The sequence below is a fragment of the Cognatazoarcus halotolerans genome (genome assembly GCF_009800965.1).
Lineage (GTDB): Bacteria > Pseudomonadota > Gammaproteobacteria > Burkholderiales > Rhodocyclaceae > Cognatazoarcus > Cognatazoarcus halotolerans.
Window position 1 is genome coordinate 147,686 of record NZ_WUAF01000007.1, and the last position, 15,798, is coordinate 163,483.

The window sequence follows — 15,798 nt, forward strand, 5'->3', positions numbered from 1 at the left end:
ATGCTGGGCGGCGAGCCGATCTCCACCGAACGGCCCCCACGTTGGCCGTGCTTCGACGAGTCCGATCTCAGCGCCGTCGCGGAGCACATGCGGCGGGAAGAGCTTTCCGCATACGAGGTCGTATCGGGTCCACTTTTCGAGATGGAGCGGGAGCTACGCGAGCGCTTCCAGTGCGAGCATGCCTTACTCGTTAACAGTTGCACCGCTGCCCTGTACTCGGCGCTTTTTGGCCTGGGCTTGCGTCCCGGCGAAGAGATCGTGGTTCCCGCAATCACGTATCCCGGAACCGCCGCGGTCGCATTACATCTCGGTCTCGTCGTGCGGTTCGCGGACGTAGACCCGGAGACGGGAAATCCCGGGTTGCCAGAACTTCGCAATGCGATGACGGAACGCACACGCGCGGTCGTGCTCGCACATGCGTGGGGCCTGCCGCCGGCACTTCATGACGTCGTGCCGTATCTCGATCGGCGCGGAATTCCTTTGATAGAGGATGCGGCGCGGGCCTTTGGCACCCGCTGCGGCGGGCGCGAGGTCGGCTCGATCGGTGCGGTCGGCTGCCTGAGTTTCCACGAACTCAAGGCGGTACCCGCCGGCGAAGGCGGAGTACTACTCACATCCGACCGCCGCGTGTACGAGCGTGCTGTTGCACTCGGGCATTACTTTCGCTGCAAAGACCCGCATCACCTCTCCCTCCCGGATCTGTTGCCCTATCGGCATTCGTCGCTCGGGCTCAATCTAAAGATTCACACGATCGCGGCCTGCGTTGCGCGCAGGCAGCTCGCGCGCCTTGACGCGCGTCTCGAAGCGATGGCGGAGAATCATGCGTTGCTCGGCTCGTTGATCGGCAACGAGGTCGACTACCGCATGCAACGGACTCCGCCATGGGCGGAACGCGTGTCGCGATATGGATTCAACCTGCATTGGCGGCCGACGAGTCGAGGTGCGCCCTCGGTTGCGACTGTGGTTCGCGCTCTGCGCGCGGAGGGCATACATGCCTCCACCGTCGGCAGCCCGCCGCTGTTTCGGTTGCCGCTCTTCAGGGAGCCGGAACGCTCGGGCCTGCCCGGCCGCGTCGACGGACCTCGTGAAGATGCTGACTTTCCGGGCGCGACTGAGCATGCGACGACTCTGCTGCGCCTTCCTACGCTGTTCTCGCGGAATCCGGAATGGATTGCGCGATATGCAGCGGCCCTCGGCAAGATTTATCAGAACCTGAACGTGCTCGGTGAATGGGAGCGCGGACAGAGCGGAGACACACACCATGGGACTTGACGTGCTCCTCATCAATCCGCCGTCGACGGAAGACACGCCGTCGGTTCCGCATGAAGTGGGCGAACCGATCGGCCTGTGCTACCTTGCAGCGGCGCTTCGTGCACAAGGCATCTCCGTCGACGTGCTGGATGGCTTTACGCTCGGGCTCAGCGTGCGACAGCTCGTCGAGATCACTCTTGCCTGCAATCCGCGCGTCTGCGTAGGCGTGTCGATTCTGGAGACGAGCGCACTCGCTTCCGCCAGATATGTCCGCAAGCTTCGGCGCGCGGGCTTCAGCGGGCACATCTGCGCGGGCAATTACTACGCGACGCTCAATCCGGAACGCACGTTCGCGCTGGCGCCGGACATCGATTCCATCGTTCGCGGCGAAGGCGAACAGGTGTTCACAAAGCTGGTCGATCACTTGCGTCGCCACGACGAAGGCTGGCGCCAGTTGCAGGGCGTGTGTCACGTCCGCGACGGACAAATGGTGAACGGGGGGCTGGCGCCGCAGCCGGCGATCAACGAGATCCTCGAGCCGATACGAGACTGCCTCTCCCAGACTCTCGATGCGGGCGGCACCGCGAACCTCGTCACCGGGCGCGGCTGCTACGCCAACTGCTCTTTTTGCTCCATCGTCGCTTTCACCGGTGCCGCGGGCGACCGCTTCCGGGTGCGCGACGAGGAGGCGGTGGTGCGGGAGATGGCGCGGCTCGCGCGTGACTTCGGCATCCTTCGATATCTCGTTCCCGACGACAATTTCATGCTTCCCGGCCGCAGACGCGCACCGCGCGTGGAGGCGTTCTGTAACGCGATCCAGGAAGATGGTGTGAAAATGGAGTTCACCATCACCTGCCGCGTGGACGACATTCATGACGACCTCGTGGCGAGACTGAAGGACAGCGGGCTCGTCGGCGTATACCTCGGGATCGAGAGCTTCCAGAAGCGACGTCTGAAACTGTTCAACAAGGGCGTGAAGCCCGACGAGAATTTCCGGGCCTTCGACATCCTGGATCGCTTCGGCATCTTCGCGAAGATCGGGTTCATCATGTTCGACCCCTTCATGACCGTGCAGGAAGCAATCGAGGAGCTGTGCACGCTGCGTGACCGCGTCATGGCACCGACGGTCATTCATACGTCGATCGACAACCTGATCCGGCACAGCACGTATCCGCTCGAATTGCAGGCCGGTACGCCGGTTCAAAAGAATATGTCGGTTCTCGGGCGCGCATTCGAAGCGGGCGCGGGCTACGACTATTACTTCGATCATCCCAACATCTATGCGTTGTGCCGGTTTGCGGGTGGGTTGCTGCGGTTCGAAGGGCCCACGTTCGCGCCCCTGCGCGCCCTGTCGTATCGGCTCTGCTTCTGTAGTGCGCGCGAGCGTGAGGCCTATCGCGCGGCAGACGAAGCCTGCACGCAATTGTGGAAGGCGTTCGGGGCGGCGCACTTCGCAGTCTATCTGCGGGTGGCGAATTGGCTGAATGACGAGCAGGAATGCGACGCAGCCATGCTGATCGGCGTCGTGGCCGCACACCAGCAGGTGCTCGAACGGCTCCGTCACGACGCGTGGGACCTCATTCATCGCGCGGGTCTGGCGGATCTCGAGCGCCCCTGGGTTCGCTTCGTCGATCTCAATCATGGCGAGACGCTCAGTCGCGTTTACGATCCGGCCCGCAGCACGTGGTATGAGATGTCGCGCGCGGAACGCGCGGTGCTGCGCCTGTGGTCGCGCACATCTTCCGCGGAGATCCTACAAGCGCTGCGCGCGGAGTTTGACGAGCTCGTCGCGCGCGAGGCCATGGCGCGAGTCACCGCATTGATCGAGCGGGGCGCTTTCGTGGGCACACGCGAAGTGGAAGCGCCTCTCAATCTGGATGATTTCAGCCGTCTGATCCGCGACATCATCGCGGACCTGCATGCCGGGCGGCGCGGGCCGCGGCCGTGCGACGTGTTACCGGCAGTATCCTCACCGATTCCCTCGAGCGTTCAATGAACGTTCTAGGAATCAACGTCGGCCAGAACGCGAGCAACGCCTCCGCGCGCGACGGTGGAGCCGCGCTGCTAGTCGACGGCACACTGCATGGCGCGATCGCTGAAGAGCGATTCACACGCAACAAGCATTGCGGTGGATATGACCGCGCGGTCGACTGGCTCCTGCAATCGGCGGGCTTGCGCGTTGCCGATCTCGATCTCGTTGCCGTGAGCAGTTATGGCGAGGAAGCGCGACTCGAGCTCTTCGGCGACCTCGGCTTTTCGGCGGCGCGCCGCCTGGAGATGGTGCCCTCGCATCATCTCTCACACGCGTTCTCGGCCTACTTTCCATCCGGGTTCGATGCGGCCGTCATCCTGGTAGCCGACAACGAAGGCAATATTATCGGCAAACGGCGCTACATCGAGTTGTGGCGAAACACGATGGAGCGCCTCACCGTCTACAAGGGGGAGGGTAGCAAGGTCACGCTGCTCGAGCGCGACATGGAAGCCGAGGACGTCGTGAGCCTCGGCGAGTTGTACGGCAACTTCACGCGGTTCCTCGGGTTCGGCAGTTATCTCAATGCCGGCAAGACAATGGCCCTTGCCTCGTTCGGCGATCCGGGTCGCTTCGCGAACGTGCCTCTCATCCAGCGCCTCGACGGGGGGCGACTGCATTGCCCGCTACGCAACGACTATCAGAATTCGTCGCAGGAGATCAGACGATATTTCGCCGAGTTCGGCCATGAACTGCCGCCGCAGCGGGATCCGGCTACCACGCCGCTCTCGGACCTGTGGCACGACCTGGCGGCGGCACTGCAACAGCAGCTTGAAGATGCTCTGCTTCACAAGGTTCGCCACTGGGTCGAAGTCACTGGATTGCGCTCGCTGTGTCTCGCCGGAGGTGTAGCACTCAACTGCGTGGCGAACCGGCGGCTGCTCGATGAAGTTCCTCTCGATCGACTCTACGTGCAGCCGAACTCGGGCGATCAGGGCCAGAGTCTGGGTAACGTTTTCTACGGTTGGCACGATCTGCTCGGCCGCGAGGAACGGGTCACGCTACCCGGCGCGGGTGTTTATCTCGGCGGTGGATATTCGGGCGCAGAGTGCCTTGCGGCGCTGGAGGGAGATGCGGCCGATCTGAAATGGCGCATCAGCGAGGACGTGATCGGCGATGCGGCTCAACTGCTCGCCGGCGGCTCGGTGGTCGGGTGGTTTCAGGGACGGAGCGAGTGGGGTCCGCGCGCGCTCGGCAATCGCTCGATCCTTGCGGATCCGCGCGCGGCGCGCATGCGCGATCATGTGAACATGCGGGTGAAGCATCGCGAATCCTTCCGGCCGTTTGCGCCGGTCGTGCCGTGGGAACACGCCTCGCGTTTCTTCCACCTCACGAGCCCGTGCCCCACCATGACCGTGGTCGCTCGCGCCCGGAATGAGGTCGCTGCACAGATCGCCGCGGTGGTACACGTAGACGGCACCGCGCGCGTGCAAACGGTGAGCCGCGACGACAATCCGCGCCTTCACGCGGTGCTGCAGCGATTCGGGGAAATCAGCGGGGTTCCCGTGCTGCTGAACACGTCATTCAACGACGCGAATGAGCCGATCGTCGAGACGCCACGGGATGCGGTCCGCACATTCTGCTCGACCGAAATGGACGCGCTGGTCTTGCACGACATCATCGTCACGCGCGAGGTTTCCTGATGCCAACCAATCTCCAGGAAAATGTTCAGGGTGGAACGGTGCGCGAGGATCTGCGCGACTGGATGCGGGAGACGATGGCGCGCGAGCAATGGTTCGTGGATCCGCCGCATCACGTGGCGAAGCCAGAAACGGCGATCGACGTGGGGATTCTCAGTCACTTCACCTACAAGTTCAGCCTCGTCGCGCTCGGGCACCTCTCGCTCTATCACCGCATCAATCGCAGGGCCGATTGTCCGGGCATCGCGGATCGCGTGTTCGTGTACGACCCGCTTGCCACCGAGGAAGGCCTGATCCAGCCGGACCTGGTGCTCAACGCACCTCTCGCCACGCTGGAACGGCAGATCCCGCTGCATCGCCTGCAGCTCATCTGCATCAGTCTCACGAATCCCGATGCCATTACGTCGGCGCTCAACCTGCTGCGCCTCGGCGGAGTCCCGCCGCGGCGTGAGGACCGTGCGGCCGGAAATTTTCCACTCGTGCTCGCCGGCGGGCCCGGATGCTGCAATCCGGAGCCCTTTGCGGACTACTGCGATTTGTTCTGCGTGGGAGACGGCTGCGCGCTGACCGCCAGGATCGTCAGTGCCCTGCACGACCTGCGTCGGCAAGGCGAACGCCCCACGGCCAAGAAAGTCTTCGAGCGGATCCCGGACAAGAAGGGCCTCTACGTGCCGTCGCTCTACCGGTTCAACTATGCAGGGGGTAGCGTGACATCGATCGAGAGCCTTCTCGCACCTGCAACGGTCGAGCCGGCTGTCGACCCCGACGAGGAATGGAGTCGGTCGAGCCTCGTCAGCGACGGTGAAACGGCCGTGCTGGTACCGACCCAGGGCTGCAAACACAGCTGTTCCTATTGCCAGATTTCCGAGATCGACTACCGGCAGTTCGCCATCGGGCCGCTACTGAAGCGCGTGGATGAATACCTGGAGCGCGGGATCCGCACGCTGATTATCAATTCCGCAACGCTGACCCAGCACAGCGAAGTGGAAAATCTGTTGTCAGGCATCGGCGATCGCGTCGACGCGAGCGGCAAGCCGGTGAAGGTGTATATCGGCTCGGTACGGTTCGACGAAGTGTCGGCGGACGTGCTCGCGAAGCTCGGTCGCCTGCAGGCTTTCAGTCACACCTATCTGCTGTACACCAACGGCGCGCCGATGAAATACATGGCGCTCGCGCCCGAGCACGGCTCACGCGACCTCATGAGGCGGATGCGGCGAAAAGTCGATCCATGGCGGATGCTGAACACCGTCGATCTCGCCGCCAAACAGGGCGTGCACCATTTCGTACTCTATTTCATCGTCGGCTTCGAGTCCGAAACAGCGGAGGATCGCGATCAGATCTCCGCGCTGACGGCCGCGCTGCTGGCCCGGATCGAGCCCGCGGGCGGCAAGGTCATCATGAAGATCAATCCGCTCATTCCGACGCCGGGCACCGCGTGTCAGCGCATGGCGATGCCGTCGATGGAGCAATACAACCAGTATCTGCGCGAGATCGCGGACGGTCTCATCCGGCGCGTCGGCTTCGAACGCTACCAGCGTCAGGTGGAAGTCGTGCCGCTTCCGGAGAAGCGGCTCATCATCGAGATGCTCATCAATCGCGCGGATCGGCGCATCGGGCCGCTCATCGAGCTCCTGACGCGCTCGCGTGCGCGCGGCGTCGAACCCGGCCGGATGCAGCTCACCGAATGGCTGGCGGAATGCGGCCTGTCATGGGACGACCTCTCCGGCTCGCGTCCAATGGAAGGCATCGTTCCGTGGCGCGTCGTAGATCGGACCGACGTGCTGGCCGAGCGAAAGGTTCTGGTCTCGTTTCGCGAGCGGACTGCTGCATGCAGCCGGTGATACCCGTCCTGACGCATCCATCGCCGCTGGGCGCGATTGCGGATCAATGCACGTATGTAATCGTGGTGGGCGTGACGGCCGATGGACGCGTCGCTTTCGTGCGCTCGTCGGAACCAGGCCGCGCGTGGGAGCTGCCAGGCGGTGCGGTCGAGGATGCGGAATCAGTCCGGGTTGCAGCCGCTCGCGAATTTCGCGAGGAGACGGGATTGCGCCTGCAGAGCGCGATCGAGGTCGCGCGTATCGACAACCTGTCGGCCGACAGATCACGGGTACATTCGACGGCGTACCTCGTTGCCGGGCAGATTTCCGAAGAGACATCAGCCGGAATCGAATCGTCCGAGATCGAGGCGTGCGCGCTGCGGCGGGCGGTGCCCGAGCAAAGCACCTTCAGCCGGCGGTGGGTCGAGCAGCTGGTTCAGGCCGGTATACAGGGCCTCGGTGTTGCGCTCAACCACGCGATGTGGGATCTGGTGGCCAGTCACTACGACAACGACGTCAGGATCTCCGAGAACGAAGTGCACTATGGTCCGCTGATCGAAGGCGAATCCAGCCTGCACCTCCTGACCCAGGTGGAAGGTGGGCGGGTTCTGGATCTCGGCTGCGGCGCCGGCCACAACTTGTCGGCTCTGCGGCGCATGGGCGCCGTCGGCGGAATGGGAGTAGACTTCTGCGCCGCTCAGATCGAACGGGCCCGTGCACGTCTCGATTCCCGCTTCGAGCTCTTGCAGTCCGATATGTCCGCGGCACCGTTCGACCGAGCCGGTCCGTTCGACGTCGTGCTATCGGTTTTCTCGATCGCCTTCGTCGCGGATCTTGGCGCTGTGCTCAAGGCGGTGTCGCGCAGCTTGCGTCCGGGAGGAGAGTTCGTGCTGTCCACCGATCACCCGTCACGGCACGAGCATGGGCTCTCCGGCCAGCCGTGCGTCGCTGACTGGTTCGCCTCCCAGACCTGCGCGCGCACGTGGGATTTTCCGGAACTGCAGCCGATGCCCTATTATCATCATCTGCATTCGGTTCCGGCGATTCTGAAGGCGATTGCAGACGCGGAACTGGTGGTGGAGAAATTGCTGGAACCGCTGCCGGTGCTGATCGCTGAGCTGGCGCGCTCGCCATACTACAGCGAATACTATGCGCGGCGACACGAGAAGCTCTCGCGCGAGCCCTACACTCTCATCATCAAAGCCCGCAAGCCGAACGCATGAGCGGTTTTGGAGACAGCCTCGAGGCGGCACACGGCACGATCGGCAGGCTCATTGATCGCGTGTTCCAGCCGAGACTGGAGCACGACGAAATTGCCACATGGGATGCGCACTGGTCCGCGCGTCTAGAATCCGCTCAGCGTACAGGCCGGTTCTTCGAGCATCACACCGTGGGAAAGCGCTGGCTCTATGAGAGAGTCATCGAGAGTGTCGAGCGGTGTGCGGGCGGCTCCCTGCGCGGCAAGGTGGTTGCCGAGCTGGGATGCGGCGGCGGTTATGCCACTCTGCGCATGGCGGAGCGCGGCGCGTTCCCGGTCCTCATCGACGGTTCCGCGGCGGCGATTCGCTATGCGCGCGCGCTTGCCGAGCACCTCGGCTGCGCGGGGCAGTGTTCGTTCGAGACCCGCAACCTCATGGATGGGCGCGCAATGGGACCCTTCGATGTCACCTTCAATTCCGGCGTGCTGGAGCACTATCCGCCGGACACGGCTTCCGAGATGCTCCGAACGATGATTCGCGCGACGCGCCCGGGTGGCGTCGTGATGGTCGTGCTTCCAAATCTGCTGGCGCCCACGCTGCTCTATCGCATGCTGCGCAGCCGATCGAAGGGCAGCGAGCGTTTCTACACGCCCTGGCTGCTGAAGCGGGTGTTCTTGCGCGCGGGTTTGTCGTTCCCGCAGTCCGGCGCGGTGAACGCGTTCTTTCCCGCCGGTGCGCCGCTGTGGCTCCTGCAGACCGTGGCGACGCGGCTGGCGTTCCTGCTTCCATCATGCTGTAGCACCCTGTTCTTCTGCTCGGCCACGCGGCCCGCGGTGCGCTCATGATCGAGAAGCCGTTCTTCGTCATTCTCACCAATCGCTGCAATCTGGCGTGTCCTCACTGCTACAACGAGCTCGATCCGCTCAAGATCGTAAAGAGCAAGGAGCAGGATGCGATGAGCCGCGAGCGCTTGCAGTTTCTGTTCGGGCAGCTGAAGGAGCAGGGCTACGAGAAGGGCTTTTTCTCCGGCGGCGAAGCGCTGCTGCGCTCGGATGCGCCGGAAGTGGTGGGCGACGCGCATGCGCTGGGCCTGAAGACGGCGCTGTTCACGAACGGTCACCTGTTCACGCCGCAGATCATTGCCCGCCTCGCCAGGGCGGGGCTCGACGAGGTGCGGATCTCGCTGAACGAGCTGGCGTGGATACGCAACCGCGATCAGTACGAGCACGTGTTTGCACGCCAGACAGAGTGGGTTTCAGCTTTGCGCGAAGCCGGCATCGGGGTCGGCATCATCTTCATCATTTCCCAGCGAAGCATGCTCTACATGGCGGAGTCTCACGAAAGAGTGCGTCAGCTTGGCGCCGGAATGAAGATTCAGCCGCTCTACCTGCCGCACGACGTGAAGGGCTATCAATCGGCCGCCGCCGGGCGCATGGCAGAAGGCGATTGGAACGGCCTGCTGACCGAGCTCGAGTCGCTCGTGGCCAGAACGGACTTCACCGCCGAATCGGACTTCGAGGTTTACAGCAATCCGTGGAAGCTGTTGCGGTACCTGCGCTTCGTGCGCGATGTGTATGTGATGGGCGCGCGCCCGGACTTCTGTCCGACTGGGCCGCTATTGATCGTGGACTCGGACGGCTACTTCCACCCGTGCCTGTTTCGTTTCGACCTGGTGTGCGGCCACATCGCGAGCGATGCCGATGTTCGCGCCGTCCGTTCCCGCGTGGATGGACACGAAGAGTTGCGTCGCGCGCCCTGCTTCAGGGAGGAATGCCTGAGTGCTTACCGCTGACCGTCCGCCCGAGCGCGTCGAAGTTGAGGGTATCCTCGATGGAATTCGCCCCGCGTTGAAGCTCGATGGCGGCGGTGTGCGTCTCGTTTCCATTCAGGGCTGGGCGCTGCGGCTCGAAGTGCTGGGCAGCTGCCGATACTGCTCGAGCCGGCCCATGACTCAGCGGTACGGCATCGAGGCGGCACTGCGCTCATCTCTCGGCTCGATGCTGGAAATCAGCTGGGGGCCGTAGGCGCACGGAAAGGAATCGAGAGCTCCACGACATCGCATCCGTCGATGAGGTACAACGTCGCGACGACCGGCCCGCGCATGTGGGCGAGGTGTGGTGCGAGATCGATCCTGAAGGCGCGTGCTCGGCCGTCGAGATCCAAGGGCAGCCACCGCGCGTCGCTTCTTTGATGCGAGCGCAGATATATTCCACCGGCCTCACACGCGGTCGCGTGCTTCATGTCCAGAATTGCGGTGCCGTCAGGCGAGAGCGAGAAGTCCGGTAGCGCGGAGGCCGCGGGCGCGTCCGCGACGATCCCGCATCGGGCACAGGTGACGATGTCGCGATAATGACCCGGCCATGCTCGCAGCGCGACGCTGGTTGCTGGGCTTGTGCATACTCTGCAGCAGATGGTGCGGCTCGACGCAGACTCCATGTGGGCGCAGGGGAGCCACGCGCGTGAAAAGCTTCCGACACACCGGACTGCATTCAGTACCGCTTCTGCAAGACTTTCGCCGTTGCATCCTGTTTCCAGCAGGGTGTGCGCCGATCGGGCTGCGGAGCGAACGGCGAGCTCATCGTGCTCCAGAAGGCTCTTCATCACCGTGATGAGGAACGGCATTCCACCCGATGTGGTGACAGAGTCGGGCGGAGGTGTGGAGGACGGCGTCGACGGAGCGAACTCAATCTCGGCTTCCCACCGCGGCAAAGGCGGCAGCTCCATTTCCGGATCGCCAAACAAACAGAACGCCTCGCCCGTTCCGTTGGTTGCGGACGCGTCATTAACCGAAGCCAGTGCGTGACCGACCTGGCGGCCGCGACAGAACAAGTCGGCGGCGCGGATCCTCTGCGACCAGCTCGTGACGTCGATCTTCCATCGCGTGACAACCGCGCCGAGCGTCGCGTTATCCAGCAACGGATCGATCAGCCGCCATTCCGGACCCACCACCGAAGCGGGATCCAGAAATCCGCAACAGAAATCTGCGAGCAGGAATTGCGCACGAAGGAGCGCAGGTGCTACGGCGTGTCCGCGCAATCTTGCGGAGGCGAGGTCCGTCGCGTGCCTGTGACACGTTCCCGTCAGCGCACATCGCGGCGCCGATGCGAAACCGGCGGCGCGCCAGGTCTCGGCGGGACAGAGTGTCTGAGACGCGCTCAGCCGCGCATCGACGCCGTCTGCGTGAGAGGAGATCACCAGAACCGTGGCTCCGGCCTGGAGTCCTTCGAGCAGATCCTCCGGGGCGGCGCTCGCGCCGAGCAATCGCCAGTTGGGAAGAGTTTCCGAAGCGAACTCGGCCTCGGAGAGGACGTCCACTCGATTTGCGGCAGTCGAAGAGGAGCGCGACAGCTGTCTCGCCGCCGCTCGGATGAGAACCTGGGATCTAAGTGAGTCGGGAGCGGCGCTGAAGATCAGCCCGGGCGCGCGGCCACGCGATGCCGAGCGTGCAGGCGGACAATAAAGATGTTTGAGGAGCTGGGCATCCACCCTGTCCGCCGTCGCCACGACGACGTCCACCGCCGCGGGGTCGATTTCATTCAGGTCGTCTGCGAAGCGGCAGGTTCGATCCGTGAGGTGAGCATACAGGCGACTGGCGTGAGCGGACGCGGCGCCCAGCCCGATAACCACGTGATCTTTCCTCGGGGGCGGGGCCGCTAGACCTCCCGCGCAGCTTTCCAGCGTCGCTCCGAAAAGCGAGGCCAGTCGGGCCAGGTTTACGGCCTCCGCGCGCGAAGACAGCGGCCAGATCGGAGTCCCATCTTCCCTGATGATGAGCTCATCATCTCCGACGACTGCGATGGTGGGAAGCGCGTTCCCGCCGCCCCGACCGTGACGGACCTCGGATGAGCCCAAGACGTATCTGGTGCGATCCGACTACCAGTCCGAACGCATTCCGTCGAACAGACCCGCTTTCGTCAATTGCGCGTGAATCTTGGCGAGCCTCATCTTTGCGTCACTTCGCATCCGCTCTGCCTCGTAGATCTGCGAGATGACTTCCAGCCGCTGGACCAGCAGGTCACGCTCGGCAGTGGTGGGCTCCTTGTTCTCGGCCATGTGATTTCTCCCTTCTGCAGGCGCGACGAGGATACTCCATTGTCGGACAGGTGGGAAGGGCATCACAGGATGCAATCCGACAACCCGCTGATCCAGTGAGCCGGTGAGTCGAGCGAGCGTACGCCGCGTGTTGCGATGCGCTCGCTCGCCATGCCGCGATCGACCCGACGAGTACGGACACCTTCGCATGCAGGCCAGAGATGGGCTGCGCCCAGTGGACGCGCAGGGGGATCATGAACGCCGAGTCAGGAAGCTCGACGGCGACGCTGGCGGATGCGGAGGCGCCGGCCTTGGCACGCTCGCCCCGGCTGCGGTTGCTGTAGCGGACGAAGTAGCGGCGGCGATCACCACCAGGGCTTCGCCCGCCTCTGGCACTCCGGGTTCTCGGTGGACCACAGCGTGCACGCCGCCGGTGATAAGCTCACTGGGCGCGTGGGGCGATGGTCGGCCCGTGGCTGACGTCGCGGATCCTGAGACTGACCCGGTCGCAAGGGCGGAGCTTGCTATCCAGCACTAGGTTAAACAGCGCGGGCAGGCGTCGAACAAACCTAGACCAAAGCCGCCCGTCGTCTGCGAAGACCGACGCTGCCGGACGAATGGCCGCTCACGGGCCTCTGGTCAAACTCAACGTCGGCTTGGGGGAAATGCCGCCACCGGCAGGTCATGGCCGGTTGCTGCTATTTGATACCGCATCCGCATAGCTGCCGTTGATCGCGAGTCGAGGCAGATGATGAGCGTCGGCTCAAGCCGGACCGCCTTGCTACACCGAGCCGGTCTTACCAACCTTCGTGCGACCTCCTCAGGACACGATCTGGCGGACTGGCAGTACCGCCCAATACGGCCCCGGCACCTCGGCGCAAGATTGGCGGTTACTTAGTCCCGCATTTTTCCTTGGTGACGCCAACGGCGGCGACCTCCTCGCCGTCGGTAACACAGCCACCCTGACACTGACTGGTAAAGACTTCGCCATTCCTGAGCCGGAGTGTCCCGCGCCCATTCGACAGGCCGTGATGAAGCTCGCCGGGCCTTTCGCACTGAACCGCCGCCAGACCACACTGGCCGCGCGTCTAATCCCGGTCCGCGCCAGCACTGAGGGCAGCCGCCAGGCGGAAGTGGGCGCAGGCGTGGCGACGATGTGGCGCGAAACCGGGAGAACAGGTTGCTCAGGCGTGCCTTTGTTCCACGCCACGTGAGACTACCGCGCAAGCCGACGATCCCCTGGTGCTGGCGGTACATGCCTGCCCGCAAGGCCTGACGTTCTCGAACCCCGGCGGCTCACTTCGGAAAATGGTAGCGGTGCTCCTGAGTCCTGCCGCCGTATCCGTATGCGGTTGCGCGTACGTCCTGGATGTAGACGTAGCTCACCTCGTGCAGATCACCGAGTAGCTGGCCGAACGCTCTGAATGCAGCATCGATGTACTCGGCCTTTTCTGCCTTGGTGTTGGTCTCGTCGGTGATCTTGATAACGAAATAGACGCTCTTCTTGCCGAGTTCGGCGAGCGATCTTCCTCCCACGATCCAGTCGTCCGGGTCTACGTAGTCAATTGCGATCGAGGTGACCTCGGGTTTTTTCTTGAGGATGCGGGTGGTGAGATCCAGCAACAGACCGGAAATGGATTTCGTCATCTCCGGAGACTTCCTTGCGCTTACCTTGACGTTGAGGATGGGCATTGTCGATCTCCTATGGTTAGCAATGCAACTACATGGGCAAAAAAATGACGCTCACTTCAGGGCGGAGCGCACGCCGCGAATCCGGGCAACCGTGTCGGTAAAGGTTTCCGGGCTGAGGACCTCCCGGAGTCTGGTCGTCACGGTCCGGCTGGCTTCGTCGAGCGCATCGTGAATCTCGAGCGCGGCTGCCGTCGGCTGCACGCTACGCTCGCGGCCATCGCTCCCGGAAGCCGTGCGCCGAATGAAGCCCTTTGTCGCGAGGCCGTCGAGCGCACGTGTTGCCGTTGGCCGTGATATGGCCATGAGTTCGGCGATCTCGCGCTGAAGCAGGCCGGGCTTCTCCAATATGGTGCGCAGCATGAATGCCTGAGGTGGCGTCAGATCGAAGGGTGCAAAGGCGTCGGTCCACTCCTTTTCGAGTCGGCGGGCGAGTGCGGTGGTGTTGAAGTAGAGGCAGTGTTCAAACATGGGCGAAGTCTAGCTGCTTATGATTAGCTATGCAACTATATGGGCGGTTCTCCTATGCTCGGCGAGGGTGTGGCACCGTGGCACGACTGCCCGACCAGCCTTGCCGGATCTGCACCAAAAAGACGAAATTTTCCCGAAAATTTCATAGACTAGCGGGCTTGGCTCGATCCCCGTCCTGCGGCGGATCAACTTCATGTTCAGCTCGGGGGCACCCATGATCTCGGTGGAAAAAATCGGTGGCACGTCAATGTCGGCTTTCGGCGATGTGCTCAAGCACATCATGCTTTTCGACAAGGCGCGCATCAATGGCCGCGTCTACGTGGTGTCGGCCTACGGTGGTGTGACCAACCAGCTGCTGGAACACAAGAAGACCGGCGAACCCGGCATCTATGCCTTGTTCGCGGCGCGCAAGGACTACCACGGTGCGCTGCAGACGCTGGCGGTAAGCCTCAAGAAGCTCAACGCCGGATTCGCCGAGTTCGGCCTGCCGCTGGACGTGGCGGACGCCTTTGTCGATACCCGCATCGCCGAAGCCCGCAACTATCTCGATGCCATGCACCATGTGCTGGCCAGCGGTTACCTGAGTCGCGACAACGTGCTGCTGGCGGCGCGCGAGGTGCTGGCCTCGATCGGCGAATCGCACAGCGCCTTCAACGCGGTGGAGATGCTCAAGGCGAAGGGTGTGAATGCCATCCTGCTCGACCTCGCCGGCTTTCACGACGATGAGGTGTGGACCATCGACGAGCGTATCCACAACAGCTTCAAGGGCCTTGACCTCGCGAACAATGTGGTGGTGGCCACCGGCTACACCAAGGGTATCGAGGGCATAATGCGCGAGTTCGACCGCGGTTACTCCGAGGTCACGTTCAGCAAGATCGCCGTGGAAGTGCGGCCTGCGGAAGCCGTCATCCACAAGGAATTCCATCTCTCCTCGGCGGACCCCAACATCGTCGGCCTCGAAAACGCGGTGATCGTCGGCGCCACCAACTACGACGTTGCGGACCAGCTGGCCGACGTGGGCATGGAGGCGATCCACCCCAAGGCCGCCAAGCCGATGGAGCTGGCGGGCATCCCGATCCGCCTCAAGAACACCTTCGAGCCGGAGCATCCCGGCACGCTGATCACCAAGGACTACGTCGGCGAGCGCGCCCGCGTGGAGATCGTGACCGGCAGCGACAAGGTGACCCTGGTCGAGATCCATGATCCGAGCATGGTCGGCACGGTTGGTTTCGACCTCGGCATCATGGAGATCTTCCTGCGCCACGAGGTGTCGTACATCCTCAAGGCGACCAACGCGAACTCGATCGCCCACCTGCTGTGGGACGGCTCGGTGACCCCCGAACTGATCGCCGAGCTGGAAGAGAACTACCAGGTGGTGACGATCAAGCCCAGTGCGGTGGTGTGCGCGATCGGCTCGAACATCAGCATTCCGGGTGTGCTCGCGCGTGCGACCAAGGCGCTGGCAGATGCCGAAGTGAACGTGAACTGCGTATCGCAGACCCTGCGCCAGGTAAACATGCAGTTCATCGTCGAGCGGGAGGATTACAAGCGTTCGATCGTCGCGCTCAACCACTCGCTGTGCGTCAATTCGGGCACGCCGGTGCCGGTCGCCTGATGCGTCTGGCGTGGCCGCTGCATGCGGCCACGCCGTGTGACATGCTGGCGCG

The 15,798-nt window shown here is 63.3% G+C and carries 13 protein-coding genes; 9 read left to right on the forward strand and 4 right to left on the reverse strand.

The genetic code is table 11. The annotated features are described in order from the left end of the window. The 8 genes from GQB03_RS11105 to GQB03_RS11140 are packed head-to-tail and all read left to right on the forward strand — an operon-like array spanning position 1 to position 9,963. The gene (locus GQB03_RS11105; protein WP_159688878.1) at positions 1-1,272 is read left to right on the forward strand and encodes a DegT/DnrJ/EryC1/StrS family aminotransferase; all 1,272 of its coding nucleotides are present in this window, start codon (positions 1-3) and stop codon (positions 1,270-1,272) included. Beyond that, positions 1,262-3,247 carry a B12-binding domain-containing radical SAM protein gene (locus GQB03_RS11110; RefSeq protein WP_159688881.1) on the forward strand — a complete coding sequence of 662 codons (1,986 nt, stop codon included), beginning with the start codon at positions 1,262-1,264 and terminating at the stop codon, positions 3,245-3,247. Before GQB03_RS11105 ends, GQB03_RS11110 begins: the two co-directional genes overlap by 11 nt. Further along, positions 3,244-4,923 carry a carbamoyltransferase family protein gene (locus GQB03_RS11115; RefSeq protein WP_159688884.1) on the forward strand — a complete coding sequence of 560 codons (1,680 nt, stop codon included), beginning with the start codon at positions 3,244-3,246 and terminating at the stop codon, positions 4,921-4,923. The genes GQB03_RS11110 and GQB03_RS11115 overlap by 4 nt, the downstream gene beginning before the upstream one ends. After that, the gene (locus GQB03_RS11120) at positions 4,923-6,761 is read left to right on the forward strand and encodes a radical SAM protein (RefSeq protein ID WP_159688887.1); all 1,839 of its coding nucleotides are present in this window, start codon (positions 4,923-4,925) and stop codon (positions 6,759-6,761) included. The genes GQB03_RS11115 and GQB03_RS11120 overlap by 1 nt, the downstream gene beginning before the upstream one ends. After that, positions 6,749-7,963 (forward strand): methyltransferase domain-containing protein, encoded by a 1,215-nt coding sequence (locus tag GQB03_RS11125; protein WP_159688890.1) that lies wholly within the window; start codon positions 6,749-6,751, stop codon positions 7,961-7,963. The genes GQB03_RS11120 and GQB03_RS11125 overlap by 13 nt, the downstream gene beginning before the upstream one ends. Continuing rightward, positions 7,960-8,784, forward strand: a complete 825-nt coding sequence (locus tag GQB03_RS11130) for a class I SAM-dependent methyltransferase (protein ID WP_159688893.1) — start codon at positions 7,960-7,962, stop codon at positions 8,782-8,784. Before GQB03_RS11125 ends, GQB03_RS11130 begins: the two co-directional genes overlap by 4 nt. Then, positions 8,781-9,731: a radical SAM protein gene (locus GQB03_RS11135; protein ID WP_159688896.1), complete on the forward strand. Its 951-nt coding sequence runs from the start codon at positions 8,781-8,783 to the stop codon at positions 9,729-9,731. The genes GQB03_RS11130 and GQB03_RS11135 overlap by 4 nt, the downstream gene beginning before the upstream one ends. Continuing rightward, positions 9,718-9,963 (forward strand): NifU family protein, encoded by a 246-nt coding sequence (locus GQB03_RS11140; RefSeq protein WP_159688899.1) that lies wholly within the window; start codon positions 9,718-9,720, stop codon positions 9,961-9,963. Before GQB03_RS11135 ends, GQB03_RS11140 begins: the two co-directional genes overlap by 14 nt. Here the strand turns inward: GQB03_RS11140 and GQB03_RS11145 are convergent. The 4 genes from GQB03_RS11145 to GQB03_RS11160 form a co-directional block, all read right to left on the reverse strand. Beyond that, positions 9,947-11,566 (reverse strand): hypothetical protein, encoded by a 1,620-nt coding sequence (locus tag GQB03_RS11145; protein ID WP_159688902.1) that lies wholly within the window; start codon positions 11,564-11,566, stop codon positions 9,947-9,949. The genes GQB03_RS11140 and GQB03_RS11145 overlap by 17 nt on opposite strands. A 246-nt stretch (positions 11,567-11,812) precedes the next feature. Beyond that, positions 11,813-11,992, reverse strand: coding sequence for a hypothetical protein (locus GQB03_RS11150; RefSeq protein ID WP_159688905.1), 180 nt, complete (start codon positions 11,990-11,992; stop codon positions 11,813-11,815). 1,275 nt (positions 11,993-13,267) lie between these two features. Next, positions 13,268-13,663 carry a tautomerase family protein gene (locus GQB03_RS11155; protein ID WP_159688908.1) on the reverse strand — a complete coding sequence of 132 codons (396 nt, stop codon included), beginning with the start codon at positions 13,661-13,663 and terminating at the stop codon, positions 13,268-13,270. Positions 13,664-13,714: 51 nt separating this feature from the next. Next, positions 13,715-14,131 (reverse strand): MarR family winged helix-turn-helix transcriptional regulator, encoded by a 417-nt coding sequence (locus tag GQB03_RS11160; protein ID WP_159688911.1) that lies wholly within the window; start codon positions 14,129-14,131, stop codon positions 13,715-13,717. Between the two features lie 193 nt (positions 14,132-14,324). Here GQB03_RS11160 and GQB03_RS11165 point away from each other — a divergent pair, with 193 nt between their 5' ends. Continuing rightward, positions 14,325-15,746, forward strand: coding sequence for an aspartate kinase (locus GQB03_RS11165; protein WP_235027027.1), 1,422 nt, complete (start codon positions 14,325-14,327; stop codon positions 15,744-15,746). The last annotated feature ends 52 nt before the right edge of the window (positions 15,747-15,798 follow it).